26 protein-coding genes are annotated in these 25,501 nt (G+C 61.1%); 10 read left to right on the forward strand and 16 right to left on the reverse strand.

The window, feature by feature from the left end:
* Positions 1-7: 7 nt before the first annotated feature.
* The 3 genes from AACY42_RS15345 to AACY42_RS15355 form a co-directional block, all read right to left on the reverse strand.
* Complete coding sequence (locus AACY42_RS15345; protein ID WP_003204497.1) at positions 8-565, reverse strand: Smr/MutS family protein; 558 nt, start codon at positions 563-565, stop codon at positions 8-10.
* Between the two features lie 74 nt (positions 566-639).
* Positions 640-960 carry a hypothetical protein gene (locus AACY42_RS15350; RefSeq protein WP_339480542.1) on the reverse strand — a complete coding sequence of 107 codons (321 nt, stop codon included), beginning with the start codon at positions 958-960 and terminating at the stop codon, positions 640-642.
* A 121-nt stretch (positions 961-1,081) separates the two neighbouring features.
* On the reverse strand, positions 1,082-1,672 hold the full coding sequence (locus tag AACY42_RS15355) for a cysteine hydrolase family protein (RefSeq protein ID WP_339480543.1): 591 nt from the start codon (positions 1,670-1,672) through the stop codon (positions 1,082-1,084).
* Positions 1,673-1,926: 254 nt separating this feature from the next.
* Between AACY42_RS15355 and prmB the strand changes: the two genes are divergently transcribed.
* A complete protein-coding gene (gene prmB / locus AACY42_RS15360) occupies positions 1,927-2,835 on the forward strand; it encodes a 50S ribosomal protein L3 N(5)-glutamine methyltransferase (RefSeq protein WP_339480545.1) in 909 nt (302 codons plus the stop codon).
* A gap of 220 nt (positions 2,836-3,055) precedes the next feature.
* Here the strand turns inward: prmB and AACY42_RS15365 are convergent, their stop codons facing one another.
* Positions 3,056-3,844: a hypothetical protein gene (locus tag AACY42_RS15365; RefSeq protein WP_339480546.1), complete on the reverse strand. Its 789-nt coding sequence runs from the start codon at positions 3,842-3,844 to the stop codon at positions 3,056-3,058.
* A 152-nt stretch (positions 3,845-3,996) separates the two neighbouring features.
* Positions 3,997-4,962, reverse strand: a complete 966-nt coding sequence (locus AACY42_RS15370; protein WP_339480752.1) for an alpha/beta hydrolase — start codon at positions 4,960-4,962, stop codon at positions 3,997-3,999.
* Between the two features lie 143 nt (positions 4,963-5,105).
* Here AACY42_RS15370 and aroC point away from each other — a divergent pair, with 143 nt between their 5' ends.
* The 3 genes from aroC to AACY42_RS15385 are packed head-to-tail and all read left to right on the forward strand — an operon-like array spanning position 5,106 to position 7,945.
* Positions 5,106-6,197: a chorismate synthase gene (gene aroC / locus AACY42_RS15375; RefSeq protein ID WP_003204486.1), complete on the forward strand. Its 1,092-nt coding sequence runs from the start codon at positions 5,106-5,108 to the stop codon at positions 6,195-6,197.
* Between the two features lie 34 nt (positions 6,198-6,231).
* The gene (locus AACY42_RS15380) at positions 6,232-7,377 is read left to right on the forward strand and encodes an MFS transporter (RefSeq protein WP_339480549.1); all 1,146 of its coding nucleotides are present in this window, start codon (positions 6,232-6,234) and stop codon (positions 7,375-7,377) included.
* 34 nt (positions 7,378-7,411) lie between these two features.
* Positions 7,412-7,945 carry an acireductone dioxygenase gene (locus AACY42_RS15385; RefSeq protein WP_339480551.1) on the forward strand — a complete coding sequence of 178 codons (534 nt, stop codon included), beginning with the start codon at positions 7,412-7,414 and terminating at the stop codon, positions 7,943-7,945.
* A 160-nt stretch (positions 7,946-8,105) separates the two neighbouring features.
* Here AACY42_RS15385 and AACY42_RS15390 read toward each other — a convergent pair whose 3' ends face one another.
* A complete protein-coding gene (locus AACY42_RS15390; protein WP_339480554.1) occupies positions 8,106-8,384 on the reverse strand; it encodes a DUF3509 domain-containing protein in 279 nt (92 codons plus the stop codon).
* Positions 8,385-8,739: 355 nt separating this feature from the next.
* Between AACY42_RS15390 and AACY42_RS15395 the strand changes: the two genes are divergently transcribed.
* The 4 genes from AACY42_RS15395 to AACY42_RS15410 all read left to right on the forward strand — a co-directional run bounded on the left by AACY42_RS15395 (position 8,740) and on the right by AACY42_RS15410 (position 12,175).
* On the forward strand, positions 8,740-10,578 hold the full coding sequence (locus tag AACY42_RS15395) for a long-chain-acyl-CoA synthetase (RefSeq protein ID WP_339480556.1): 1,839 nt from the start codon (positions 8,740-8,742) through the stop codon (positions 10,576-10,578).
* 94 nt (positions 10,579-10,672) lie between these two features.
* Positions 10,673-11,194, forward strand: a complete 522-nt coding sequence (locus AACY42_RS15400; protein WP_339480559.1) for an ankyrin repeat domain-containing protein — start codon at positions 10,673-10,675, stop codon at positions 11,192-11,194.
* 187 nt (positions 11,195-11,381) lie between these two features.
* Positions 11,382-11,912, forward strand: coding sequence for a hypothetical protein (locus tag AACY42_RS15405; RefSeq protein ID WP_339480561.1), 531 nt, complete (start codon positions 11,382-11,384; stop codon positions 11,910-11,912).
* Between the two features lie 71 nt (positions 11,913-11,983).
* On the forward strand, positions 11,984-12,175 hold the full coding sequence (locus AACY42_RS15410; protein ID WP_339480563.1) for a PLDc N-terminal domain-containing protein: 192 nt from the start codon (positions 11,984-11,986) through the stop codon (positions 12,173-12,175).
* A 63-nt stretch (positions 12,176-12,238) separates the two neighbouring features.
* On the opposite strand, the gene AACY42_RS15415 is transcribed toward AACY42_RS15410, so the two are convergent.
* From AACY42_RS15415 to gcl, 9 genes are all read right to left on the reverse strand, one after another.
* Positions 12,239-13,438 (reverse strand): MFS transporter, encoded by a 1,200-nt coding sequence (locus AACY42_RS15415; RefSeq protein WP_339480565.1) that lies wholly within the window; start codon positions 13,436-13,438, stop codon positions 12,239-12,241.
* A 256-nt stretch (positions 13,439-13,694) separates the two neighbouring features.
* Positions 13,695-14,693: a sulfate ABC transporter substrate-binding protein gene (locus AACY42_RS15420; RefSeq protein ID WP_339480568.1), complete on the reverse strand. Its 999-nt coding sequence runs from the start codon at positions 14,691-14,693 to the stop codon at positions 13,695-13,697.
* Positions 14,694-14,788: 95 nt separating this feature from the next.
* Positions 14,789-15,613, reverse strand: coding sequence for an ion transporter (locus tag AACY42_RS15425; protein WP_339480570.1), 825 nt, complete (start codon positions 15,611-15,613; stop codon positions 14,789-14,791).
* A 20-nt stretch (positions 15,614-15,633) separates the two neighbouring features.
* Entirely contained in the window at positions 15,634-16,545 is a 912-nt protein-coding gene (locus tag AACY42_RS15430) for an urea transporter (protein ID WP_339480754.1), read from the reverse strand.
* 134 nt (positions 16,546-16,679) lie between these two features.
* Entirely contained in the window at positions 16,680-18,095 is a 1,416-nt protein-coding gene (pyk, locus tag AACY42_RS15435; protein ID WP_339480571.1) for a pyruvate kinase, read from the reverse strand.
* On the reverse strand, positions 18,085-19,365 hold the full coding sequence (locus AACY42_RS15440) for a glycerate kinase type-2 family protein (protein WP_339480573.1): 1,281 nt from the start codon (positions 19,363-19,365) through the stop codon (positions 18,085-18,087). The genes pyk and AACY42_RS15440 overlap by 11 nt, the downstream gene beginning before the upstream one ends.
* A gap of 149 nt (positions 19,366-19,514) precedes the next feature.
* The gene (locus AACY42_RS15445) at positions 19,515-20,405 is read right to left on the reverse strand and encodes a 2-hydroxy-3-oxopropionate reductase (RefSeq protein WP_339480575.1); all 891 of its coding nucleotides are present in this window, start codon (positions 20,403-20,405) and stop codon (positions 19,515-19,517) included.
* A gap of 147 nt (positions 20,406-20,552) precedes the next feature.
* Entirely contained in the window at positions 20,553-21,335 is a 783-nt protein-coding gene (gene hyi / locus AACY42_RS15450) for a hydroxypyruvate isomerase (RefSeq protein WP_339480578.1), read from the reverse strand.
* Positions 21,336-21,485: 150 nt separating this feature from the next.
* The gene (gcl, locus tag AACY42_RS15455; RefSeq protein WP_339480580.1) at positions 21,486-23,261 is read right to left on the reverse strand and encodes a glyoxylate carboligase; all 1,776 of its coding nucleotides are present in this window, start codon (positions 23,259-23,261) and stop codon (positions 21,486-21,488) included.
* Between the two features lie 268 nt (positions 23,262-23,529).
* On the opposite strand from gcl, the gene AACY42_RS15460 reads away from it, so the two are divergent.
* On the forward strand, positions 23,530-23,964 hold the full coding sequence (locus AACY42_RS15460) for a GlcG/HbpS family heme-binding protein (protein ID WP_339480582.1): 435 nt from the start codon (positions 23,530-23,532) through the stop codon (positions 23,962-23,964).
* Between the two features lie 214 nt (positions 23,965-24,178).
* Positions 24,179-24,637: an REP-associated tyrosine transposase gene (locus AACY42_RS15465; RefSeq protein ID WP_339480584.1), complete on the forward strand. Its 459-nt coding sequence runs from the start codon at positions 24,179-24,181 to the stop codon at positions 24,635-24,637.
* Between the two features lie 132 nt (positions 24,638-24,769).
* On the opposite strand, the gene AACY42_RS15470 is transcribed toward AACY42_RS15465, so the two are convergent.
* Positions 24,770-25,378, reverse strand: a complete 609-nt coding sequence (locus tag AACY42_RS15470; protein ID WP_053182288.1) for a TetR/AcrR family transcriptional regulator — start codon at positions 25,376-25,378, stop codon at positions 24,770-24,772.
* Positions 25,379-25,501: the final 123 nt, after the last annotated feature.

Here is a 25,501-nt window from a genome sequence, read left to right on the forward strand (position 1 = left end):
GCGAGGGCTATTCGTCGCGGCCTTCCATCATGGTGCGCTTGAGCATCACGTAGACCGCCCCGGCGCCGCCGTGTTTTGCCTGGCAGGAGGTGAAGCCCAGCACTTGCGGGTGCTGGCGCAGCCAGGTGTTGACGTGGCTCTTGATCATCGGCCGCTTGCCGTCCAGGCGCACGGCTTTGCCATGGGTGACGCGCACGCAGCGGATTTCGAACTTGGTGGCTTCGGCCAGAAATGCCCACAGGGTTTCCCGGGCCTTTTCGACGCTCATGCCGTGCAGGTCGAGGCTGCCCTCAAAGGGGATCTGGCCGACCTTCAGCTTGCGCATCTGGCTTTCCTGGACGCCGTCGCGCGCCCACATCAACTCGTCTTCCGGCCCGACGTCGATCACGAACTGATCGGACAAGCCATCCACGGTCGTGGCGTCGGTACGCACGGTGGCAGCCTGGCGCAGCTTGGCGATTTGCGCACGATCGGCCTTGGGCTTGCCGGTCTCGGCCCGGTCGTGCTTGATCGGTTTTACGCCCTGGATCGCACTTTTGAACAGGGAAAAGTCGTCGTCTTGCATGTCAGCCTCCGCGAAGGCCGGCCAGTTTACCCAACTCTGGCGGGATCAGGCGCGACAAAACGTCGGATGGCGGGTCAGTCGTGCTTTTTCATCAGGTGCGGAGCCATGGCCAGCTCCAGGGATTGGCGGGCGCGACGGCGGCAGAGGCGCCAGAGCCAGACGCCCAGCAACAACACGAAAAGACCGACTGCCAGGACGATCGCCGAGCCCAGTGGGCTGGCGTTCAACTCGCCCAATGCGGGCGAGCGGCCCAGCAGGCTGGCGGCACCGGCCATGGCCAGCAGTACACCGAGTGTTGCCAGTAGCGCGGCGATCGCCGCGCCAAAACGAAGCCGCCAGTTGCTCGGGCCTTTGGGCCGCAAGCGACGTGCGTCAAAACCATCGGATAACTTCATTCCGACCTTCCTCAATGGGTATCGGCCCTTCGACCGGAAGATGTTCGGGTTGTTCCTGACAGTATGGCAAATGAGAGGCTTTTGCGGATGAGCGGCGCGAATGGCCGCTCATCAAGGCGAATCAGATGAAGTCACGGGTCAACGCCAGGGTGGCGAAGTTGTCTGCCATGATCGCCATTTCGGTCTGCTGAACGTGTTCGGCGCTGAGGACGCCGTCCTTGTGCGGCAGGTCTCGAGTGGCGCAGGCGTCTTCCACCAGGGTACAGCGAAAGCCCAGGTTCTTGGCGGCGCGCACGGTGGTGCTGACGCTGGAGTGGCTCATGAACCCGCACACGATCAGGTCCAGGGGGCCGAGGTCTTCCAGGCGTTTTTTCAACTCGGTGCCGTGGAACGCGCTGGGCAGCAGCTTTTCGATCACGGTCTCATCGCCCTGGGGTTCGAGGCCGGGAATGAATTCTCCGCGTTCGCCTTGCGGATCGAACAGCCCGCCATGGGTGCCCAGGTGGCGCACATGCACGATCGGTCGACCGGCTGCACGGGCCGCGCCGAGCACTTGCTTGATGTTCGCGACGGCTGCATCCATGCCGCTCAGGGCCAGGGGACCTGCGAGGTATTCTTTCTGGGCATCGATGATGATCAGGGTCGCTTGACTCAGATTGGCCGCTGCATAACCACGGCCGCTGAGTTGAAACATCGTTTTTGGAACGGACATTCTGGGGCTCCTTCGAGTGGGGCTTTTGCGACATTGTCCTCTGGCTGAGCGGTTCTGTGAATCGCTTCCATCGCAAGGGCCGCCGTTGCTGGTCTACAGCCTTGTCAAGATGCTCATCTTGTTCAATAGGCGGGTCAAAAAACGGATAATTCCTACGAGCGGTCCGGGGTTTTTCGTTCGTCATCGGGGCGTGTTTGGGTGGGGCCGCGTTTGGCTGGTAGACTCGCCCGTCGATTTTTCTGGAGTTTGCCGCCGTGATCACTTCCCGTCTCCGTACCCTGCGCGACCATATCCGTTGGGCCGTCAGCCGTTTCCATGGGGAGGATCTGTTTTTCGGCCATGGCACCGACAATGCGTGGGACGAAGCCCGGCAACTGGTGTTGGGCGCATTGCACCTGCCATGGGAAATTGCCGACAGCTACCTGGACTGCCGTCTTGAAGACGAAGAACTGGTCCATGTGCAGCGCCTGCTGCGTCGGCGTATCACAGAGCGGGTGCCAACCGCCTATTTGTTGGGGGAGGCCTGGTTCTGCGGGATGTCGTTCATCGTCGACGAGCGTGTGCTCATTCCGCGCTCGCCCATCGGCGAACTGATCGAAAAGCGTTTCGAGCCTTGGTTGGGCCAGGAACCCGCACGGATTCTTGATCTGTGCACCGGTTCCGGTTGCATCGGCATTACCTGTGCCTATGAGTTCCCGGAGGCTGAGGTGGTGCTGGCCGACCTGTCGTTCGAAGCGCTGGAAGTGGCTAACCAGAACATCGAACGCCATGGCGTCGATGAGCGCGTGTTCACGGTCCAGGGCGATGGCTTCGAAGGCCTGCCGGGGCAACGTTTCGACTTGATCGTGTCGAACCCGCCCTACGTCGATGCGGAAGATTTCGCCGACATGCCGCAGGAATACCAGCACGAGCCGGAGCTGGGCCTGGCTTGTGGCGATGACGGCTTGAACCTGGTTCGCCGGATGCTGGCCGAGGCGGCTGATCATCTGACCGAGAAGGGGTTGTTGATTGTCGAGGTGGGCAACAGCCAGGTGCACGTCGAGGCGTTGTACCCGGAAGTCGATTTCGCCTGGCTCGACTTCGAACGCGGCGGCCATGGCGTGTTCATGCTCAGCGCCGAACAATGCCGCCAGCATCAGGGGTTATTTGCTTCGCGGGTTTGATCCTATTGATCGCGGATTGCTTTCGTGGCGAGAGGATTTATCCCCGCTGGGCCTGTAGGAAATGTGTAGGAGCTGTCGAGTGAAACGAGGCTGCGATCTTTCCCCAAACACTTGAGCCTCAAGCGAAAGATCAAGATCAAGAGATCGCAGGCTTCGCCAGCTCCTACAGCGCTATCGCGAGCAAGTTCGTTCCCGCAGGGTTATTCAGGCGCTGTCGGGCTCAATGCCGTGTCGCAATCCAGATCAGCAACCCCGCCTGGAACATGGCGAAGGCCACCAGGCAGGTGATCGTGAAGCGCAGGCCGGCGTCTTCGCGCTTGAACTTGGTGACCTTTTCTTCGTGCTGCTTGAGTTTGACTTCCTGTTCCGCCAGGTTCTGCTCGGCCTGTTGCAGCATCTGCGCCGCTTCAAGGATTTCCACGAACTGCAACTTCTCGGTGTTCCAGTCCCCGAGCAGATCGCCAACGTGGGTTGGCTTGACGCTGCCCTTAAGGTGCTGGGCGTCGACATAGACCACCTCGAAACCTTGAGCCTTGAGAAAGCGGTCACGGCGCTGGCGAGTGTCTTCGTTCAGGGCGTCCTTGTTATCCAGGTCCGTGCCGTTCACCTGGTAGGCCGACCAGCGTTTCTTGGCCCAGGTAAGGCCCTGGGCCGCCAGGAAACGGCCGATGCCACGGTTAGACGGCTCGACTTGCAGGTTGTCCGGAGAAAAGAACAAGCGTTTCTCGACGTGGTCGGCCCAGACGTCCAGGTGATTCTGTTCCTTGCGCACGCGCTGGTTCGGCAACTGGATGCTCATGCGCAGCAAGCTGCGTTCCTTGCTGTGGCGCTCGGCATAGCTGAACTCGACAAACCGCAATGGCCGCGCACCGGTGGCGCGGTCGGTCTTGAGCGGCGCCAGCCGGAGCATCTTGTGATGCTCGGTATGCACGTCGGCCCAAGGCAGTTCCACCGCAGACGAGGCGGGGGCTTCGGCAGCGGTGTTGGGGGAAGTTTCAGTTTCAGTCATAACGGCAAAAATCCTGTCCAGGCCGGCGGGTCGGCAGCCATAGCGCTGCCCGACATCGGGCTATCGGCCGTTTTTGCCAGGACTGGAGGGCGCGTGTCCTGTATTACACATACTGTTTGTGAAACAGGACGCTAAGTGGCTACTAAAACCGCTCAACGGGCAGCTAGCGAGTCAATAAAGCGCAGAATTCGCGAACCAAGCTCGGCCGCCAGGGGCAGGTTGGGATCCTTGTAGGAGGCCAGTTGCCGTTTCATGTTGTTGGGCACGATGCGCATCACGTGGTTCATGCCCACGATCAGCGCCAGTTCGGCGTCGGGCTTGGCGGCTTTCAACTGCCTGGCGTCATCGACGCTGACCTGGATGTCATGGCTGCCCTGGATGATCAAGGCCGGCATCTTCAATGCCGCAAAGGCCTGGGCCGGGTGCTGGCGGAACAATGAGATCAGATAAGGCTGCACGCTGGGGCGGAAAATGACCTGCAGTTGTGCCGGCACGTTGCCGTCGAGTCGACCGGCCTTGAGGCTGTCGAGTAACTCGTTGCTGCGCAACATCAGCGGCGCTGGCAGGCGGTTGCTCAGTTGTTGGCGCAGCACCTGGTCGATCGGCCGGGCGCTGCCGGACAGCGAAATCACCGCCGCTGCATGGGCCTGGGGCGCGGCGAGGCTGGCGATCAACGCGCCTTCACTGTGGCCCAGCAGGATCAACGGGCCCAGGCGTGGATCGTTGGCGAGCTTGTGGCTCCAGGCCACGGCATCGGCCACATAGGCCTCGACGCTCAGGTTGCGTTCGTCCGGCGTCGCCGCAAGGCTGGCCGCTACGCCGCGTTTGTCATAGCGCACGCTGGCGATGTTGTGTTTGGCCAGTACCCAAGCCAGGCGCTTGAGGCTGTCGTTGCGCCCGCCCTCTGGGTTGTTGCCGTCGCGATCCGTAGGACCAGACCCGGAAATGATCAGGACAACCGGCACCGGCGTGTCGGACCTGGGCAGCAACAACGAGCCGAACAGCTCACCACTGCCTGTGTCGAGGCTGATCGGGCGTTGCAGCACCGTGGCCTGGGCCAGGCCGCAAAACAAGCCGGTGAACAAGGTAAGGCTTAAGGCAAGCAGCTTTAACATCATCACGCCATTAGTTACGAAGGTGCCGGTTGGACTGGTGGCCGCCGATAAGGTTCGAGGATGAACTACGCGGGGAGCCTGCGTATACTGGCGCGCATTACGAATCCACGGTTGAGTCTCTCAGCGTTTTTCACGGAGCACCCTGCATGTCCGGCAATACCTACGGCAAGCTGTTCACTGTCACCACCGCGGGCGAAAGCCATGGCCCGGCGTTGGTCGCCATTGTCGACGGCTGCCCGCCGGGCCTGGAGATTTCCCTGGACGACCTGCAGCGTGACCTGGACCGGCGCAAGCCAGGCACCAGCCGCCACACGACCCAGCGCCAGGAAGCCGATGAAGTCGAAATCCTGTCCGGCGTGTTCGAAGGGCGCACCACCGGCTGCGCCATCGGCCTGCTGATCCGCAACACCGACCAGAAGTCCAAGGACTACTCGGCCATCAAGGACCTGTTCCGCCCGGCCCACGCCGACTACACCTACCACCACAAATACGGTGAGCGCGACTACCGTGGCGGCGGTCGCAGTTCGGCCCGGGAAACCGCCATGCGCGTGGCGGCCGGGGCGATTGCCAAGAAGTACCTGGCCAGCCAGGGCATCGTCATTCGTGGCTACATGAGCCAGTTGGGCCCCATCGAAATCCCGTTCAAGACCTGGGACTCGGTGGAGCAGAACGCCTTCTTCTGTCCCGATCCAGACAAGGTGCCGGAACTTGAGGCCTACATGGACCAACTGCGCCGGGACCAGGACTCGGTCGGCGCGAAGATCACCGTGGTGGCTGAAGGTGTGATGCCGGGCCTCGGCGAGCCGATCTTCGACCGCCTCGACGCCGAGCTGGCCCACGCGCTGATGAGCATCAACGCGGTGAAGGGCGTGGAGATCGGTGCCGGTTTCGCCTGTGTCGCCCAGCGCGGCACCGAGCACCGTGACGAACTGACCCCGCAAGGTTTCCTGAGCAACAATGCCGGCGGCATCCTCGGCGGCATTTCCTCGGGCCAGCCGATCGTGGCGCACCTGGCCTTGAAGCCGACGTCCAGCATCACCACGCCGGGCCGCTCCATCGACATCCATGGCAACCCGGTGGACGTCATCACCAAAGGCCGTCATGACCCGTGCGTCGGTATCCGTGCCACGCCCATCGCCGAGGCGATGATGGCCATCGTGCTGATGGATCACCTGCTGCGTCATCGCGGCCAGAACGCCGACGTACGCGTCAGCACCCCGGTGCTGGGGCAGCTTTGATGGGCGGCCTGCCAGCCGCCGTGGCCTGACGACCGTGGCGGCACTGCCGTACTGGCGGCTCTCCAGCTTCTATCTGTTCTATTTCGCCCTGCTCGGTTCGACGGCGCCGTTCCTGGCGCTGTATTTCGACCACCTGGGGTTCAACGCGGCGCGCATCGGCGAGTTGGTGGCAATCCCGATGCTGATGCGCTGCGTGGCGCCGAACATCTGGGGCTGGCTGGGGGATTACACCGGTCGGCGCCTGGCGATCGTGCGTTTTGGTGCAGTCTGCACGCTGCTGGCGTTCTCGCTGATCTTCATCGATAAAAGCTACGCCTGGCTGGCGATGGTCATGGCGCTGCATGCGTTTTTCTGGCATGCGGTGTTGCCGCAGTTCGAAGTCATTACCCTGGCCCATTTGGGTGGGCAGGCCTCGCGCTACAGCCAGATCCGCCTGTGGGGTTCCATCGGGTTCATCATCACCGTGGTCATGCTCGGGCGCTTGTTCGAATGGCTGAGCCTGGACATCTACCCGGTGGCGCTGGTGCTGATCATGGCCGGCATCGTCCTCGCCAGCTTCTGGGTGCCCAACGCCCAGCCATTGCAGGGGTCGCGAGTGGCGGGGGACGGGTTTGTGCGGCAACTGCGCAACCCTGGCGTGCTGGCATTCTATACGTGTGTGGGCCTGATGCAGGTGAGTCACGGCCCGTATTACACCTTCCTGACGCTGCACCTCGAACACCTGGGCTACAGCCGCGGGCTGATCGGCCTGCTCTGGGCCCTCGGCGTCGTGGCGGAAGTGTTGGTTTTTCTGTTGATGAGCCGGATCCTGGCGCGGTTTTCCGTGCGCCGGGTGCTGCTGGCGAGCTTCCTGCTGGCGGCGTTGCGCTGGCTGTTGTTGGGCTCGCTGGCCGAGTTTCTCTGGGTATTGTTGTTCGCCCAAGTGCTGCACGCGGCGACCTTCGGCAGCTTTCACGCCGCCGCCATCCATTTCGTGCAACGCAGCTTTGGGCCTCGCCAGCAAGGCCAGGGGCAGGCGCTGTACGCGGCGCTGGCCGGCACGGGCGGAGCCTTGGGGGCGTTGTATTCCGGCTACAGCTGGAACGCCTTGGGTGCCAGTTGGACATTCAGCGTCGCCAGCCTCGCCGCCTTCGCGGCAGCCGTTATCATTGCCACACGTATGCAAGAGGACCGGCCATGAGCCTTCGAACCGTTAATTTGCTGGAGCCATTGTCATGAGCAGCCTGTCCGTCTATCACGTCTCGAGCCCTGACATTCCGAACAAGGTGTTGACTCACTTTGAGGACATTGCCGCGACCTTGGCTGAGCAAGGTATTCACTTTGCCCGTTGGGAAGCGGCGGTGAAAATCCAGCCGGGTGCCAGTGAGGAAGAGATCATTGCGGCTTACCAGGCTCAGATCGATGGGTTGATGACTGAACGGGGTTATGTTGGGGTCGATGTTGTCAGTGTCAGCAGTGATCATCCGGAACAGGCTGGGGAGCTCGATGAGTATCGCCATAGCCAGGATGAAGTGCGATTTTTCGTTACCGGTCGTGGTTTGTTTAACCTGCACCTTGGCGATTATGTCTACGCGGTGCTGTGTGAAAGGAATGACTTGATAACGGTGCCTGCTGGTACGCCGCATTGGTTTGACAGGGGGGAGCGGCCGCATTTCGTTACGATTCGTTTGTCTGGTGATTTGCAGGGGTTGGTTGCTGAGCTCACTGGGGATGATATTGCTCGGCGGTTTCTGCGTTTGGAGGATTAACAGCAACGCCGTTTACACAAAATCCAGGACACCCCCACACCCTCGAAGAAATGGATCTACACACCAAAGCGGGCTTTCCCAAGGCGCAAAAAACGGCGCTTCCCATCTCTGAAAAAAGCGCCGTTTCCAAGTGAACAGCAAGCCGAGTTGACCAGCAGGCTCACGCGCTATGGTAAGTCGGTAAAGCAAACCGATGCTGGCTCTGCAACAAGGTGATCTGTGGTAACTCGCTAGCCTGTTCAGCCAGGTCGCGACGAATCGCGCTGATCGCCCAGGACAACTGATCCCCCGCATGCAACTGTGTATAGGAAATCGTACGTTTGAACAGCTTGCCGTCACTATTACGCAAGGTCAGCAGAATGCCGCCATCCGGGCGGGGCTGAGTGGTCACTTCGTAGTTGGAAAACAGGGACGCAAACTTCTCTTGAATCATGTTCATCGTTGACTGCTCCATGGTATGGCAAACCGTGGAGGGGACGTTGCACTGTCTGTGCCAGCATCTTCTTTTATACAAAAACCCTTAAAAACAGCGAGTTATCTTTTTTCTGTATTTTTGATTTCGTGCATTTTGCATGAATAGCCATCGCGCATCCTGCATTTTGCGTGGTCGGGCAATGATTTTTGGAACCAAATCGTTTTCCGGCGCTCACGCTTCGCCTGTCTCAGGCAGTGGATACAAAACATTGCAAAAACCGCGTGTACAGTGCCGCAATCGCCGGCGTACTTTCGAGCCAAATCAACTCCTGCCCGATAACAAGAACCGAGACCCACGAGGTCGAACGGGGAATTTCACCATGAGTCGTACACCCAGCGACGTGATTACCTGGGGCATGATGCTGCGCAAGCTGCCAGCCATTGCCAAAGCTATCCCCCGGATTGTCAAAGGCATGAAACAGGCCAACGTCCAGGACCCGACCCAGCCTTGCGGCCTGGGTTGGTGTTTCGAGCAGGCCACGCAACGCAATCCTCAAGGCCCGGCGCTGCTGTGCGGCGATACGGTGTTGAGTTATGCACAGGTCAACGCGCAGGCCAATCGCATCGCCCATTACCTGCTGGCCCAGGGCATCGGCAAGGGCGATTGCGTGGCGATATTCATCGAGAACCGGCCACAGCTGTTGATCAGCGTACTGGCGATGGCCAAGGTTGGCGCGGTCAGTGCCATGCTCAACACCTCACAAACCGGCGACGCGCTGGTGCACAGCCTGGCCCTGGTCAACCCAGTCGCGGTGGTGGTGGGGGATGAACGGGTCGCGGCCTTCAACGACATACGAGAGCGAACCACGCTGTCGAGCAGCAGGACCTGGTGGCTGGCGGATCAGGACAGTGCCGATATCACGTCCGATGCCCCGTCCGGTTTCATCGACCTGATGGCTGGCAGCGAGGATTATCCAAGCGATAACCCGGCGTGCAGCCAGCAGGTGTTCTGCAACGACCCGTGTTTTTATCTCTACACCTCGGGTACCACCGGGCTGCCCAAGGCCGGGGTGTTCCGCCATGGTCGCTGGATGCGCACGTCCACCAGCTTCGGCTTGATCGCCTTGGACATGCAGCCTGACGATGTCGTCTATTGCACCTTGCCGCTGTATCACGCCACGGGCCTGTGCGTGTGCTGGGGCGCGGCGATCTGTGGCGCATCGGGGTTTGCGATTCGGCGCAAGTTCAGCGCCAGCCAGTTCTGGAGCGACGTGCGCCGTTACCGGGCGACCACGCTGGGTTATGTCGGTGAGTTGTGCCGCTACCTGATCGACCAGCCTGTCGCTGCCGATGACCGCCACCACGGTGTGAAGAAAATGATCGGCAACGGTCTGCGCCCCGGGGCCTGGTCGACTTTCAAGACCCGGTTTGGCATCGACCATATCTGTGAGCTGTATGCCGCCAGCGACGGCAATATCGGTTTTACCAACATCCTGAATTTCGACAACACCATCGGGTTTTCCTTGATGGGCTGGGAGCTGGTGCAGTACGACCAGGCCAGCGGCTTGCCGTTGCGCAACCTGCAAGGTCGCATGCAAAAAGTGCCCAGGGGCCAACCGGGCCTGCTGCTGGCGCGGATCGACGAGAAGGCGCCACTGGATGGCTACACCGATCAGGCCTTGACCGAAAAAACCATTTGCCGGGATGTCTTTGCGTCGGGCGACCGTTACTTCAATACCGGAGACCTGTTGCGCAACATTGGTTTCGGGCATGGGCAGTTCGTTGATCGCCTCGGCGACACCTATCGCTGGAAAGGTGAGAACGTCTCCACCACGGAAGTCGAAAATGTGCTGCTGCAACATCCGCAGGTGGCCGAGGCGGTGGCCTACGGCGTGGAGATCAATGGCACCAATGGCCGTGCGGGCATGGCGGCAATCACGCCGTCCGAATCCCTGGCGACCCTGGACTTCAGCGAGTTGTTGCAGTTTTTGCAATGCAAGTTGCCCGCCTATGCCGTGCCGCTGTTCTTGCGCATCAAGGTGAAAATGGACACCACCGGCACCTTCAAGTATCAGAAGGCCCGCCTCAAGGCCGAAGCGTTCGACCCATGCATCACCGGGGATGAGCCGGTCTACGCCTGGCTGCCGGGCACCGATACATACGTGCGGGTGGATCGGCAGTTGGCAGTTCGGATTCAGGGCGGACAATTGCGTTATTGATTCTGGCTATGACGGACACAGCGAAAAAAGGGATGACAGCGCCCGGGTCCCTCGGGAAACTAGCCGCTTTGCGAAGACCCGAGTGGAGTTACCCATGTCCGATACAAGCCGCCAGATGACCCCGGAAGAGGCTGCTGAGTTTGCCGAGCAGGTGTTCAATGTCGCACGCCAGGGTGATGCGGCCATGATGGCCGCGTTGCTGAGCAAGGGCCTGCCGCCCAACTTGCGTAATCACAAGGGTGACACCTTGTTGATGCTGGCCGCTTACCACGGGCATGTGGAAACGGTGAAAGTGTTGCTGGAGCACAAGGCCGATCCGGAAATCCGCAACGACAACGGCCAGAGCCCGATTGCCGGCGCGGCGTTCAAGGGCGATCTGGCGGTGGTTTCGGCGCTGGTGGAGGGCGGTGCGCAAGTGGAAGGTGCCTCCTTCGATGGCCGTACCGCGCTGATGATGGCGGCGATGTTCAACCGGGTGGAAATTGTCGACTACCTGATCGGCAAAGGCGCCGATCCGAAAGCCAAGGATGCGAACGACGTCTCGGCCCTCGATGCTGCCCGGACCATGGGCGCGGTGGACACCACGGCGCAGTTGGAAAAGTTGTTGGCCCTGTAGGAGCTGCCGAGCGAAGCGAGGCTGCGATCTTTTGATCTTGATCTTGATCTTGATCTTGATCTTTCGCTTGAGATTCAACTGTCAGGTGAAAGATCGCAGCCTCGCTTCGCTCGGCAGCTCCTACAGGCTGATGTGATGCGCTATCCTGCCCGTCCTCCAAACACCCTTCGCCACAGGATTCACCCCCATGAAAGCCGCCCTCATCGAACTCATCGGTAAAATCAGCTCCGGCTGCCTCGGCGAGGCGGAGATTGCGAAAATCGCTGACGAAGCGGCCCAGGCCTACGCCGATCCGACGGCTTTCCTGGCGGCCAACCCCGATATCAACTACGACGACACCTTCCCGATCCCGTTGGGTGAGTGGGTAGTGGTGGGCAGTCTGCCGGATACCGTGCTGTTCCAGGCCGACACCTACGTTGACCTGTTCGAACAGATCGTCGCCTCGTTCGGCCCCGGCGTGGCGTTCAACCTCAAGCCCAAGCAACTGGCGAAAACCGAAGCCCTGACCGCGCTCAACCGCATCCAGATCCAGATGAGCAGCCTGAACAAGGAAAACGGCGGCTACGTGCTGATGAACTTCAGCCAATTGCTCGACGATGAATTGCAAATGGTGCTGGTCTACGGCAACGATGTGCCACGGGTGCTGGAGCTGTGTGCCGAAGTCGGCATCGCCGCCGCGCCATCCCTGGAGGCCCTCAAGGTCGCGGTCCACGTCTGACGCAATAAAACGGAACCCTTATCGAGGGCCCGCTATCCTAAGTGTGCACATCACCATTTGGGAGCGACACTATGGGTTCCACCTTCAATGGTCTGGTCGGCCTGATCATCCTGGCGCTCGATATCTGGGCGATCATCAACGTACTCAAGAGTGGCGCGCAAATCGGGATGAAAATCCTCTGGGTGCTGCTGATCCTGCTGTTGCCGGTACTGGGCCTGATCATTTGGGCGATTGCCGGGCCGCGTGGCAACGTGCAGATCTGACAACGCTGTCCACAAAAAGCCCGGTGGCTGAAGGCGACCGGGCTTTTTGGGGGGCATGGGGCTTTAGGCCGTTGCCAGGGATGGCTTGCGCGAGGTGCTTAAAAAACGCAGCAAGGCCAGCAGTGGAAAGGCACTGCCGACGATCACCACCCACAACCAGGCGCCATGTTCGTACAGCGCACTGGCAATCGATGAGCCGAAGGCACCACCGACGAAGATGCTGGTCATGTACAGCGCATTCAGTCGGCTGCGACTCTTGGCATCGAGGGCATAGATGGTGCGCTGGCCCAGGACCATGTTCATCTGCACACAGAAATCCAGGGCCACGCCGGTCACCGCCAGGCCGATCACGCTGTAGAGCGGATGGATGAACGCCGGCAGGAAACTCAGGCTGGCGAACAGCATCGCCAGCAGCGAGGCGTTGCGGGTATGGCCGGCATCCGCCAGGCGACCGGCAATGGGCGCGGCGATGGCGCCAATGGCACCGACCAGGGCGAACAAGGCGATTTCAGTCTGGGACAGGCCATGGTTGCGTGACAGTTCCAACGGCACGGCGGTCCAGAACAGGCTGAACGTGGCGAACAAGCAAGCCTGGTAGAACGCCCGTTGCCGCAACAGCGGTTGTTGGCGCAGCAGGGTGCCGAGCGAGCCCAGCAGTTGGCCATAAGAGGCGCTATGGTCGGGCTGGCGCTTGGGCACGGTCAGGGCCAGGACGATGCTGATGGCGGCCATCAGCGCAGCGGCGATGATAAACATGGCCCGCCAGCCGAAGTGATCGGCCACGACGCTGGAGACTGGCCGCGCCAGCAGGATCCCCAGCAGCAGGCCGCCCATGATCCCTCCCACGACCCGCCCCCGGGACTCCTCCGGCGCCAGGTGTGCGGCCAGCGGAATCAGCACTTGCACCGACACCGAGCTGAACCCCACCAACAGCGAAACCAGCAGGAATACGTTCGGTTGATCGGTGAACGCTGCCCCTAACAAACTGGCGATCGCCACCACGGTGGTGATGATCATCAGTCGACGGTTCTCCAGCAAATCCCCCAGTGGCACCAGGAAAAACAGGCCAAGGGCATAACCGATCTGGGTCAGCGAGACGATCAGGCTGGCCATGGTGCTGCTCAGGCCGACGTCAGGAGCGATCAGTTCGATGATGGGTTGGGCGTAGTAGATGTTGGCGACGATGGCGCCGCAGCAGAAGGCGAAGAGCAGGACCATGCCGCGGGTCAAGGTGCTGCCGGGCGTGGGGGAATGAGCACTCATGGCAATCTCGTCGATCAATTGAAAGGATGGCGTGAGGCTAAAGACTTGCGGTGGGCTGGAATAGGGCTTTGTGGCTGATATCAGTCATACCTGTTGTTGATGATAGGCAGTCCTGTAGGAGCTGCCGAGTGCAACGAGGCTGCGATCTTGCCCCTGACAGTTGAGTCGCAAGTGGACGCTCAAAACCAAAAGATCGCAGCCTTAGGCAACTCCTACAGAGGCCTGCGGTGGATGCCCCTGCGGCTTATTATCTTCTTTACTGCCCGCTGTAGATCTGGTCGAAAATCCCACCGTCATTGAAGTGAGTCTTCTGCACCGTGCGCCAGTCGCCGAAGGTTTTTTCCACGGACAGGAAGTCCACTTTCGGGAAACGGTCGGTGTATTTGGCCAGTACCGCCGGGTCCCGTGGACGCAGGTAGTTGGCGGCGGCGATTTCCTGGCCTTCGGGTGACCACAGGTACTTGAGGTACGCCTCGGCGGCTTCGCGGGAGCCTTTTTTCTCGACGACTTTGTCCACCACGCTGACCGGTGGCTCGGCCTCGGCGGAAACGCTCGGGTAGATCACTTCGAACTGGTCACGGCCGAATTCGCGGGCGATCATTTCCGCTTCGTTTTCAAAGGTCACCAGCACATCGCCGATCTGGTTGGTCATGAAGGTGGTCGTCGCGGCGCGACCGCCGGTGTCCAGTACCGGCGCTTGCTTGAACAGCTTGCCGACGAAGTCCTTGGCTTTGGTTTCGTCACCGCCATTGTTGAGCACGTAACCCCAGGCCGACAGGTAGGTGTAGCGACCGTTGCCGGAGGTTTTCGGGTTGGGCACGATCACCTGCACGCCGTCCTTGAGCAGGTCGGGCCAGTCTTTCAAGGCTTTCGGGTTGCCTTTGCGCACGATGAACACCGTGGCCGAGGTGAACGGCGCGCTGTTGTTTGGCAGGCGGGAAACCCAGTTCTCGGGCACCAGTTTTCCGTTGTCCGCCAGGGCGTTGATGTCGGTGGCCATGTTCATGGTGATGACATCCGCCGGCAGCCCGTCGATCACCGAGCGCGCCTGCTTGCTGGAGCCGCCAAACGACATCTGCACGGTGATGTTTTCGTTGTGCTCGGCCTGCCAGTGCTTCTGGAAGGCGGCGTTGTAGTCCTTGTAGAAATCGCGCATCACGTCGTAGGACACGTTGAGCAGGGTCGGGGCGGCGTGGGCCAGGCTGCCAAAAGTCAGGCCGACGGCGAGAAGGGAGGCGCCAAAGAGGTTCTTCACTGCGAATTCCTTTTTATTCGAACGGGGGTTCCGGGCAATTAGCCAGGACACTAGCTGCAAGCCTATAGACCTTCAAGCATCAAAAAGTACTTTGCTTATTCCAGTTTCTTAAACAGCGCATTGCCACAACGGGAGCAGAAAGCAGCACCGTGTTCGTGGTTGTTTTTGCTGCACACTGGGCAATCGTGCTGGAGCTGGTCACCGCGCATGGCCGTGGCCAGCTCAGCCGTGAAAATACCCGTCGGCACGGCGATGATCGAATAACCGGTGATCATTACCAGGGATGACACCACCTGACCCAGCGGCGTCTTGGGCACGATGTCGCCGAAGCCCACGGTGGTGAGTGTCACGATAGCCCAATAGATGCCCTTGGGAATGCTGGTGAAACCGTTCTGGGGGCCTTCGATGACGTACATCAGCGTGCCGAAGACGGTTACCAGGGTCGAGACGCTGACCAGGAACACGATGATTTTCTGCTTGCTCCCGCGCAGCGCCGCCATCAGGTAATTGGCTTGCTTGAGGTAGGGGCTGAGCTTGAGCACACGGAAAATCCGCAGCATGCGGATGATCCGAATGATCAGCAGGTATTGGCCATCGCTGTAGTACAGCGCCAGGATCCCCGGCACGATCGCTAGCAGATCCACCAGTCCGTAGAAACTGAAGGCATAGCGCAGCGGCTTGGGCGAGCAGTACAGGCGCAGGCCGTACTCGACAAGGAAGACGAAGGTGAAGCCCCACTCGATACCGGCCAGCAGGGCCGCGTAGTTTTTGTGCACGCTGTCGATGCTGTCGAGCATCACGATCACCAGGCTGGCGAGGATGATCAACAGCAAGGTGCTGTCGAAGCGCCGTCCGGCCACGGTGTCGGTGTGGAAAATGATCACGTAGAGGCGTTCACGCCAGTTATTGCTGCTTTGCATAATCTTCGCCTGAACTGGAATCAGCGAAGCCTAGGGCGATTGCCCAGCAGAGCGCAAGGCGCGCTGTCGAGGCTGGCTTGGCGCCACGCCCGACCGCTGGCCTGGATCAACCAGCAAGCGAGGATGAACGGCGCCGTCAGCGGGGGCAGGCCAAGGGCGATAAAACCTGGGGTGAGCATGACCGTCAGGAGAATGCCAGCCAGCGGCAGCCAAGGTTGGCGGCGCTGCTGGCTGAGGGCCAGCGCCACCAAAGCCGGGTTGTAACCGCCCAGCCCGAAAAGAGCGGTTGAGTTTTCATGTTGCGACAAGGCGAAGGCCAGGCCAACGGCGGAACCAAACAATGCCCAAGCGGCGGCACGACGGTCGGCCAGCAGCAGGCCCGCCGCAATCAGCGCACCAGCCACCGGATGATCGAGAAACATGACCTGGCCCAGTCCGCTCAAATGCGCGGCCAGCAGGTTGGGTATCGTCATTTCAATCGAGGTGGTTGGGGGCGGCGGCAGGGGGAAGCTCATCAGCAGCCAAGCCAACCCTACAAAAGGCGCGGTGTAGGCGGGCAGGCATCGAGGGCCACGGGTGCGCTTGAGCCATTGCTGGGTCAGCATCGCGCTGAAACCGCTTGCGGCGATGATCAACGGTGGTAGCAGGACGGACCGGGGCAACGTGAGGCTTAGCAACAAGCCCAGCAGGATGCCGTTGTAGCTGAACAGCCCGGCTTGCCGGTCGGCCTTGGCGTAACCGCGTCGCTGGGCCGTGAACAACCCGGCCACCGCACCCAGCAACGCAGCGCCGAACAGGGCGGGCGCAGTGAGCAGGATCGCCAGCAGGCACAGCAGGCCGCACAACGGATGGCGCTGGAGCAAGACTTGGCTGAAGCCGTTGAGCAGGGCGGTAGCCCAGTCGGGGCATTGGGATTGGACATGATGGCTCAGAGATAAGAGAACACCGGGGCCAGCGCTAGTCCCGTAGGAGCTGTCGAGTGCAGCGAGGCTGCGATCTTTCCCAGGCCCCTTGAGTCGAGAGCGAAGATCAAGATCAAAAGATCGCAGGCTCCTACAGAAGCAAATCAGATCAACGTCTCAATGCGCAGCGAATTGGTCGACCCCGGCTGCCCGAACGGCACGCCCGCCGTGATCAGCAAGGTATCGCCGCGCTGGGCCATGCCTTGGGCCTGGGCGATTTCCAGGGCGGTGGAACAGACCTCATCCACTTGCTTCAACCGATCATTGACCACCGAGTGCACGCCCCAGGCCAGCGTCAGGCGGCGGGCCGCCTGCAGGTTTGGCGTGAGGTTGAGGATCGGTACCGTCGGCCGTTCCCGCGCCGCCCGCAGGCTGGAGCTGCCCGATTCGCTGTAGTTCACCAGCACCGCCACCGGCAGCACATTGCTGATACGACGGATCGCGCAACTGATCGCATCCGACACCGTGGCCTCGGCTTTCGGCCGGCTGACGTCCAGTTGCGTTTGGTAGTCGGGGCCGTTTTCCACTTGGCGGATGATCTTGCTCATCATCTGCACGGCTTCGAGGGGGTAGTCGCCGGAAGCGGTTTCCGCCGACAGCATCACCGCGTCGGCCCCCTCGGCCACGGCGTTGGCCACGTCGGTGACTTCGGCGCGGGTGGGTGCTGGGGAGAAGCGCATCGACTCGAGCATCTGCGTCGCCACCACCACCGGTTTGCCGAGGGCGCGGCAGGTGCCGATGATGTTTTTCTGGATTTGCGGCACGCTTTCGGCCGGGACTTCGACGCCCAGGTCACCGCGAGCAACCATGATCGCGTCGCTCAATTCGGCGATTTCCCGCAGTTGGGTCACCGCCGACGGTTTCTCGATCTTCGCCATCAGGAACGCTTTGTCGCCGATCAGCGCTCGGGCCTCGTCCAGGTCCTCGGGCCGCTGGACGAACGACAGTGCCACCCAGTCCACGCCCAGCGCCAGGCCGAAACTCAAGTCTTGGCGGTCCTTGGTGGTCAACGGGCTCAGGTCGAGCACGGCCTGGGGTACGTTCACGCCTTTGCGGTCGGACAGCTCACCGCCGTTGAGCACTTGGGTGTCGATGGCGTCGCTGTGCCTGGCGGTCACGCGTAGGCGCAACTTGCCGTCGTCCAGCAACAGGTCCATGCCGGGCTCCAGAGCCGCGATGACTTCCGGGTGGGGCAGGTTGACCCGACGTTGATCACCCGGTGTCGGGTCCAGGTCCAGGCGCAGGGCCTGGCCGCGTTGCAGCAGGACTTTGCCGTCGGCGAACCGGCCGACCCGCAGTTTCGGGCCTTGCAGGTCCAGCAGGATGCCCAGCGGGTAATTGAGCTGCTGCTCGACCTCACGAATCCACTGGTAGCGCTGGGCGTGGTCGGCATGCTCGCCGTGACTGAAGTTCAGGCGGAAGATGTTCACCCCAGCCTGTACCAGCTCACGGATGTCATCGATGCCACGGGTGGCGGGGCCGAGGGTCGCGAGGATCTTGACCTTTTTATCAGGCGTCATGGTTGGGGTTCTCGAGGATCAGGATGGCACGGAAGTCGTTGACGTTGGTGCGGGTCGGTTCGGTGACGATCAGCGCATCCAGGGCGGCGAAGTAGCCGTAGCCGTTGTTGTTGTCTAGCTCGTCGCTGGCGCTGAGCCCCAGTTCGGCGGCGGCGCCATAGCTGTCCGGGGTCATGAGGGCCCCGGCGTTGTCTTCGGAGCCGTCGATGCCGTCCGTGTCGCCGGCCAACGCGTAGATCCCAGGATGACCCTTGAGGCTGTCGGTCAGGCTCAGCAGGAACTCGGCGTTGCGCCCGCCACGGCCACTTCCGCGCACAGTGACGGTGGTTTCGCCGCCGGAGAGGATCACGCACGGCGCCGCCAGTGGCTGGCCGTGCAGGGCGATTTGCCGGGCGATGCCGGCGTGGACCTTCGCCACCTCCCGGGATTCACCTTCCAGGTCACCGAGGATCAATGGGCTGAAACCGGCCTGGCGCGCCTTCACTGCCGCGGCCTCCAATGACTGCTGGGGGCGGGCGATCAATTGGAAGTGGTTGCGGGCCAGGCTCGGGTCGCCGGGCTTGACGGTTTCCGATGCCGGGCTGTGCAACCAGGTGCGCACCGAGGCCGGCACCTCAATGTGGTAGCGCTGGAGAATCGCCAGGGCTTCGGCCGACGCGCTGGGGTCGGCCACGGTGGGGCCGGAAGCGATGACCGTGGCAAGATCCCCGGGCACATCGGATATCGCGTAGGTGTACACCGTCGCCGGCCAGCAGGCCTTGCCCAGGCGCCCACCCTTGACCGCCGAGAGGTGCTTGCGCACGCAATTCATCTCGCCGATGGTCGCGCCGGATTTGAGCAGGGCTTTGTTGATCGATTGCTTGTCGGCCAGGGTGATGCCTTCGGCGGGCAAGGCCAGCAGGGCAGAGCCGCCGCCGGACAGCAGAAAGATCACGCGGTCGTTTTCGCTGAGGTTGCTGACCCTTTCCAGCATCCGCCGGGCCACGGCCAAGCCGGCGGCGTCAGGCACCGGGTGGGCGGCCTCCACGACTTCGATTTTCTGGCAGGGCGCACCATGGCCGTAGCGGGTCACCACCAGGCCAGACACTTCGCCCTGCCAGCAGCGCTCGACCACTTGCGCCATGGCCGCCGCGGCCTTGCCAGCACCGATGACGATCACCCGACCGCTGCGGTCGCTGGGCAGGTAGCGTTCAAGGACGTGTTGCGGATGGGCCGCGTCGATGGCTGTGGCAAACAGCTCGCGCAGCAGTTGTTGCGGATCGACCGACATGGCGGGCTCCTGGTTTTTGTTATTGGCTGAGACGACTCGGTTACCTGTGGGAGCGACTCTGCTCGCGAAGACGGCGTGTCAGTCAATACTTTATTGACCGGTAGATCGCCTTCGCGAGCAGGCTCGCTCCCACAGGGTTCTTTGGTGTGTCAGTTATCGCGGATGGAGAAATTGGCCATGTGCTCCAACCCCTTGATCAACGCCGAGTGATCCCAGTTGCTGCCACCAATGGCCGCGCAGGTGCTGAACACTTGTTGGGCGTTGGCGGTGTTGGGCAGGTTGATGTTCAGTTCCCTGGCGCCTTGCAGGGCCAGGTTCAGGTCCTTCTGGTGCAGACTGATGCGGAAGCCCGGGTCGAAGGTGCCCTTGATCATGCGTTCGCCGTGCACTTCGAGGATCTTCGACGAAGCGAAACCGCCCATCAGCGCTTCACGGACCTTGGCCGGGTCGGCACCGTTTTTCGAGGCGAACAACAACGCTTCGGCCACGGCCTGGATGTTCAAGGCAACGATGATCTGGTTCGCCACTTTGGCGGTCTGGCCGTCGCCGTTGCCACCCACCCGGGTGATGTTCTTGCCCATGGCCTGGAACAGCGGCAGGGCCCGCTCGAAGGCGGCGCTGTCGCCACCGACCATGATGCTCAGCGTCGCGGCTTTGGCACCGACTTCACCGCCGGAGACTGGGGCGTCGAGGTACTGCGCGCCTTTTTCATTGATCTTCGCCGCGAACGCTTTGGTGGCGCTGGGGGAGATCGAGCTCATGTCGATCACCACCTTGCCCGCGCCCACGCCCGTCGCCACGCCATCGGCGCGAAACAGCACGTCTTCGACCTGGGGGGTGTCCGGGACCATGACGATGATGAACTCGGCTTCCTGGGCCACCTCCTTCGGGTTGGCCAACGCCACCGCACCACCGGCCAGCAGGTCGGCTGGGGCCGAGTCGTGGTGCTGGGACAGGAACAGGCTGTGTCCGGCCTTTTGCAGGTTCAGTGCCATGGGGTGGCCCATGATGCCGGTGCCGATGAATCCGATCTTAGCCATGAAAAAATCCTCTTGTTGTTATCGCTGCTCGTAGGAGCTGTCGAGTGCAACGAGGCTGCGATCTTTTGATCTTTCACCGGGGACTCAAGCGCCAGGGGAAAGATCGCAGCCTCGTTGCACTCGGCAGCTCCTACAGGGAAAGGTGGGTCAGATCGCGTTATGGGTTTTCAGCCAGCCCAACCCCGCTTCGGTAGTGGTCAGCGGCTTGTATTCGCAGCCGACCCAGCCCGTGTAGCCGATGCGGTCCAGGTGTTCGAACAGGAAGCGATAGTTGATCTCGCCCGTGCCCGGCTCGTTGCGGCCGGGGTTGTCCGCCAGTTGCACGTGGTTGATCTCGCCCAGGTGCGCCGACAGGGTCCGGGCCAGGTCTCCTTCCATGATCTGCATGTGGTAGATGTCGTATTGCAGGAACAGGTTGGCGCTGCCCACTTGCTCGCGGATCGACAGGGCCTGGGCGGTGTTGTTCAGGTAGAAGCCGGGAATGTCGCGGGTGTTGATGGCCTCCATTAGCAGCTTGATGCCGTTGGCTTGCAGCTTTTCGGCGGCGTATTTCAGGTTGGCGACGAAGGTTTTCTCTACCAGGGTTTCAGAACAGTTCTGCGGGCGAATCCCGGCCAGGCAGTTGACCTGGGTGTTGCCCAGTACCTGGGCGTAGGCGATGGCCAGGTCGACACCGGCGCGGAATTCCTCGACCCGGTCCGGCAGGCAGGCAATGCCGCGCTCACCTTTGGCCCAGTCACCGGCCGGCAGGTTGAACAGCACCTGGGTCAGGCCGTTGGCGTCGAGCAAGGCCTTGAGTTCGGCGGAGCTGTAGTCATAGGGGAACAGGTATTCGACGCCACTGAAACCGGCCTTGGCGGCGGCTTCGAAACGGGCGAGGAAATCCTGCTCGGTGAAGAGCATGGACAAGTTGGCGGCGAAACGCGGCATGGTGGTCTCCTGCTATAAATTAAATGGCGCCCTGACCCGTAGGAGCTGTCGAGCGAAGCGAGGCTGCGATCTTTCTATCGACATTTAAGATTTAAGCGAAAGATCAAAAGATCGCAGCCTTCGGCAGCTCCAGGTAAAGCAACCGTCAGTTCAGTCGAGTAGCGAAATGGCGGTCGGCGCATCGTTGCCGACCAGCGCCAGATCTTCAAACTCATTGACGGCGTTGATCTCGGTGCCCATGGAAATGTTGGTCACCCGCTCCAGGATGATCTCGACGATCACCGGCACCCTGAACTCCTCGATCATCGCTTGGGCCTGGCGCAGGGCCGGTTGGATGCCGGCCGGTTCGAACACCCGCAGCGCCTTGCACCCCAGGCCTTCGGCCACGGCAACGTGGTCCACGCCGTAACCGTTGAGTTCCGGGGCGTTGAGGTTGTCGAAGGACAGCTGCACGCAGTAGTCCATGTCGAACCCGCGCTGGGCCTGGCGAATCAGGCCCAGGTAGGAGTTGTTCACCACCACATGGATGTAGGGCAGCTTGAACTGCGCGCCCACCGCCAACTCTTCAATCATGAATTGGAAATCATAGTCGCCCGACAGCGCCACGACCTTGCGGCTTGGATCGGCCTTGACCACCCCCAGCGCGGCCGGAATGGTCCAACCCAAAGGGCCCGCCTGGCCGCAGTTGATCCAGTGGCGTGGCTTGTAGACGTGGAGGAACTGCGCCCCGGCGATCTGTGACAGGCCGATGGTGCTGACGTAGCAGGTGTCCTTGCCGAACACCTGGTTCATTTCTTCGTACACCCGTTGTGGTTTGACTGGCACGTTGTCGAAGTGGGTCTTGCGTTGCAGGCTGGCCTTGCGCTGCTGGCAGTCTTGCAGCCAGGCGCTGCGGTTTTTCAGCTTGCCGGCGGCTTGCCATTCACGGGCCACTTCGATGAACACCGTCAGGGCCGAGGCGGCATCGGAGACGATACCCAGGTCGGGGGTGAACACCCGGCCGATCTGGGTCGGCTCGATGTCCACGTGAATGAATGTGCGGTCTTCGGTATAGACGTCCACCGAACCGGTGTGACGGTTGGCCCAGCGGTTGCCGATGCCGAGCACCACGTCCGACTTGAGCAAGGTGGCATTGCCATAGCGATGGGAGGTTTGCAGGCCGACCATGCCGACCATCAGCGGATGATCGTCGGGAATGGTGCCCCAGCCCATCAAGGTGGGGATGACGGGGATGCCGGTCAGCTCGGCGAACTCCACCAGCAGGTCGCTGGCATCGGCGTTGATGATGCCGCCGCCGGCCACCAGCAATGGATGCTCAGCCTGATTGAGCATCGCCAGGGCTTTTTCGATCTGCACGCGGTTGGCCGCGGGTTTGGCCAGGGGCAGTGGTTGGTAGGCGTCGATGTCGAATTCGATCTCGGCCATCTGCACGTCGAACGGCAGGTCGATCAGCACCGGGCCCGGACGGCCGGAACGCATCTCAAAGAACGCCTTTTGGAAGGCATACGGCACCTGGCCCGGCTCCAGTACGGTGGTTGCCCACTTGGTCACGGGTTTGACGATGCTGGTGATATCCACAGCCTGGAAGTCTTCTTTGTGCATGCGGGCGCGGGGCGCTTGGCCGGTGATGCACAGAATCGGGATCGAATCGGCCGAAGCGCTATAGAGCCCGGTCACCATGTCGGTGCCAGCCGGGCCTGAGGTGCCGATGCACACACCGATATTGCCGGCCTGGGTCCGGGTGTAGCCCTCGGCCATGTGCGAGGCGCCTTCAACGTGGCGAGCGAGGACGTGATCGATGCCACCCACCTTCTGCAGGGCGGAGTACAGCGGGTTGATCGCTGCACCCGGGATGCCGAAGGCCGTGTCCACGCCTTCACGGCGCATTACCAGAACGGCGGCTTCGATTGCTCTCATTTTGCTCATGATTTTGTGCCTCTTACGTTTTGTAATTGTATACAAGTGGCTTTGCGCAGAGTGTATTCACGGCGAGCGACGCAGGTCAATCCCTTTCCTCAAGCACCTGTTTCATTCGTCGGAAGGCCTGGTTTTGCTGCGGCTTTTTGTCGCTAAAGGTGATTTGTGGGAATTTTTGTATACAAAAACAAATAGTGTTGTGTTCTATTTGTTGGATTCGGTTTTGCTGAAAGTGAAGCCCGCATGGCTTTCCCATAACAAAAGAAGGACAGCACCCATGAGCGTTCTAACCTTGAAAATCGCCGTCAACCTGGCCGAGCATGCCCTTGCCACCGGTCGTGAAATCAGCGCAGCGCCCTTGACCGTCGCGGTCCTGGACAGCGGTGGACACCTGATTGCCTTGCAGCGCGAGGACGGCGCCAGCCTACTTCGCCCGCAGATCGCCATCGGCAAGGCCTGGGGGGCCATCGCCCTGGGCAAAGGCTCGCGCCTGCTCGCTCAGGATGCCCAGCAACGCCCGGCGTTTTTCGCGGCATTGAACGGGTTGGGACAGGGAAGCGTCGTACCGGCACCGGGTGGGGTGTTGATCAGGGATCAGGACGGGAAGGTGCTGGGGGCGATTGGTGTCAGTGGTGATGTTTCGGATGTGGATGAGCAGGTGGCGGTCAGGGCGGTGGAGGCGCTGCGGTTGAGGGCGGATGTGGGGGCTTGATTTGTACTGACTGAGCCTTTGCTATCGCGAGCAGACTCGCTCTGACAAGAGGGCGGCGGTGGCGCACGTTCTGCAAACACTGCAAATCCACACTGTGGGAGCGAGCCTGCTCGCGATAGCAATCTTGCAGACACATCCAGCTAAAAGTCTGCCTCCCATCCAGGCATTCACGGGTCTAGCCTTCTTTATGACTCAATCATCAAAGGGGCAAGGAATGCCTGGTTCACCTGCTTCACATAGACTGCGCCTCGGCCGCTATGCCGAATCCAGCCGGATCTATTTACTGTCCACCAACACATTTGGCCGCGCACCAGTTTTTAAGGACGTTGTCCTGGGTAGACTGGTCGTTGAGCAATTTCGAAAAGCTCAGGAACAAGGCCGGGCCGACTCACTGGCCTGGGTTGTTATGCCGGATCATTTCCATTGGTTGATCGAGTTGCGCAGGGGATCTCTGAGTGCGTTGATGCAAAGGACCAAATCATTGAGTACCAAGACTGTAAATCTGCGCCTGGACAATAAAGTTAGCCTTTGGCAGCAAGGATTTCATGACCGAGCGCTGCGGCGAGAAGAAGATCTGAAGATAATGGCGCGCTATGTTGTCGCTAACCCTTTGCGGGCAGGTCTGGTGAAGCGGCTTGGCGACTATCCGCTGTGGGATGCCATTTGGCTTTGACTTGAAATCCAGTTGCCGCTTTCGCGAGCAGGCTCGCTCCCACAAGGAATTCAGGTTGCTCGCAGAATCTGTATTCACCGCAAACCCTGTGGGAGCGAGCCTGCTCGCGAAGGCGGCGACTCGGTCCTGAGCCTAGCGATCCACCTCACACCCCTTCAACACCAACCGAATAATCGTCTGCGCCGCCGCTTCGTAATCCGCCTCATCGAGCTTGGCCTTGCCGGTCACGGCGCTGATCTGCCAGTCGAAATCGGCATAGGTCTGGGTGGCGGCCCAGATGCTGAACATCAGGTGGTTGGGGTCGATGGGGGCGATTTGGCCGCGGTCGATCCAGGTTTGGATGCAGTCGATGTTATGCCGGGCCTGGGCGTTGAGTTGGTCCACCAGGTCGGGGCTCAAGTGGGGGGCGCCGTGCATGATTTCGCTGGCGAAGACTTTCGAGGCGAAGGGCAGGTCGCGGGAGATGCGGATTTTGGAACGGATGTAGTGGCTCAGCACCTCGCCGGGCACGCCGTCGGCATTGAACGGTGTCGAAGCCTGGAGAATCGGCTCGATGATGCTTTCCAGCACCTCGCGGTAGAGGTTTTCCTTGGATTTGAAGTAGTAGTAGACGTTGGGTTTGGGCAGGCCTGCCTTGGCCGCGATGTCGCTGGTCTTGGTCGCGGCGAAGCCCTTGTCGGCAAACTCTTCGCTGGCGGCACGCAGGATCAGTTCTTTGTTGCGCTCGCGGATTGTGCTCATAAACCCAGGGGTTCCTTGCCTGTTCTGGCGGTGGCGCATGGTAGCACCGGCCTCGCGCGGCGCTCAAGAATGCCCAAGGCGCTGCGGCTCGCGGTATGCTGCGCGGCATTATTATTGAAGGAG

Source organism: Pseudomonas sp. RL_5y_Pfl2_73 (genome assembly GCF_963970515.1).
Classification (GTDB): Bacteria; Pseudomonadota; Gammaproteobacteria; order Pseudomonadales; family Pseudomonadaceae; genus Aquipseudomonas.

What these genes read in the sequence shown, in the direction of transcription:
- AACY42_RS15345 (WP_003204497.1), bottom strand. Translation starts at nt 565, where the DNA reads ATGCAAGACGACGACTTTTCCCTGTTCAAAAGTGCGATCCAGGGCGTA.
- AACY42_RS15350 (WP_339480542.1), bottom strand. Translation starts at nt 960, where the DNA reads ATGAAGTTATCCGATGGTTTTGACGCACGTCGCTTGCGGCCCAAAGGC.
- AACY42_RS15355 (WP_339480543.1), bottom strand. Translation starts at nt 1,672, where the DNA reads ATGTCCGTTCCAAAAACGATGTTTCAACTCAGCGGCCGTGGTTATGCA.
- AACY42_RS15365 (WP_339480546.1), bottom strand. Translation starts at nt 3,844, where the DNA reads ATGACTGAAACTGAAACTTCCCCCAACACCGCTGCCGAAGCCCCCGCC.
- AACY42_RS15370 (WP_339480752.1), bottom strand. Translation starts at nt 4,962, where the DNA reads ATGATGTTAAAGCTGCTTGCCTTAAGCCTTACCTTGTTCACCGGCTTG.
- aroC (WP_003204486.1), top strand. Translation starts at nt 5,106, where the DNA reads ATGTCCGGCAATACCTACGGCAAGCTGTTCACTGTCACCACCGCGGGC.
- AACY42_RS15385 (WP_339480551.1), top strand. Translation starts at nt 7,412, where the DNA reads ATGAGCAGCCTGTCCGTCTATCACGTCTCGAGCCCTGACATTCCGAAC.
- AACY42_RS15390 (WP_339480554.1), bottom strand. Translation starts at nt 8,384, where the DNA reads ATGAACATGATTCAAGAGAAGTTTGCGTCCCTGTTTTCCAACTACGAA.
- AACY42_RS15395 (WP_339480556.1), top strand. Translation starts at nt 8,740, where the DNA reads ATGAGTCGTACACCCAGCGACGTGATTACCTGGGGCATGATGCTGCGC.
- AACY42_RS15400 (WP_339480559.1), top strand. Translation starts at nt 10,673, where the DNA reads ATGTCCGATACAAGCCGCCAGATGACCCCGGAAGAGGCTGCTGAGTTT.
- AACY42_RS15405 (WP_339480561.1), top strand. Translation starts at nt 11,382, where the DNA reads ATGAAAGCCGCCCTCATCGAACTCATCGGTAAAATCAGCTCCGGCTGC.
- AACY42_RS15410 (WP_339480563.1), top strand. Translation starts at nt 11,984, where the DNA reads ATGGGTTCCACCTTCAATGGTCTGGTCGGCCTGATCATCCTGGCGCTC.
- AACY42_RS15415 (WP_339480565.1), bottom strand. Translation starts at nt 13,438, where the DNA reads ATGAGTGCTCATTCCCCCACGCCCGGCAGCACCTTGACCCGCGGCATG.
- AACY42_RS15425 (WP_339480570.1), bottom strand. Translation starts at nt 15,613, where the DNA reads ATGCAAAGCAGCAATAACTGGCGTGAACGCCTCTACGTGATCATTTTC.
- pyk (WP_339480571.1), bottom strand. Translation starts at nt 18,095, where the DNA reads ATGACGCCTGATAAAAAGGTCAAGATCCTCGCGACCCTCGGCCCCGCC.
- AACY42_RS15440 (WP_339480573.1), bottom strand. Translation starts at nt 19,365, where the DNA reads ATGTCGGTCGATCCGCAACAACTGCTGCGCGAGCTGTTTGCCACAGCC.
- AACY42_RS15445 (WP_339480575.1), bottom strand. Translation starts at nt 20,405, where the DNA reads ATGGCTAAGATCGGATTCATCGGCACCGGCATCATGGGCCACCCCATG.
- hyi (WP_339480578.1), bottom strand. Translation starts at nt 21,335, where the DNA reads ATGCCGCGTTTCGCCGCCAACTTGTCCATGCTCTTCACCGAGCAGGAT.
- gcl (WP_339480580.1), bottom strand. Translation starts at nt 23,261, where the DNA reads ATGAGCAAAATGAGAGCAATCGAAGCCGCCGTTCTGGTAATGCGCCGT.
- AACY42_RS15460 (WP_339480582.1), top strand. Translation starts at nt 23,530, where the DNA reads ATGAGCGTTCTAACCTTGAAAATCGCCGTCAACCTGGCCGAGCATGCC.
- AACY42_RS15465 (WP_339480584.1), top strand. Translation starts at nt 24,179, where the DNA reads ATGCCTGGTTCACCTGCTTCACATAGACTGCGCCTCGGCCGCTATGCC.
- AACY42_RS15470 (WP_053182288.1), bottom strand. Translation starts at nt 25,378, where the DNA reads ATGAGCACAATCCGCGAGCGCAACAAAGAACTGATCCTGCGTGCCGCC.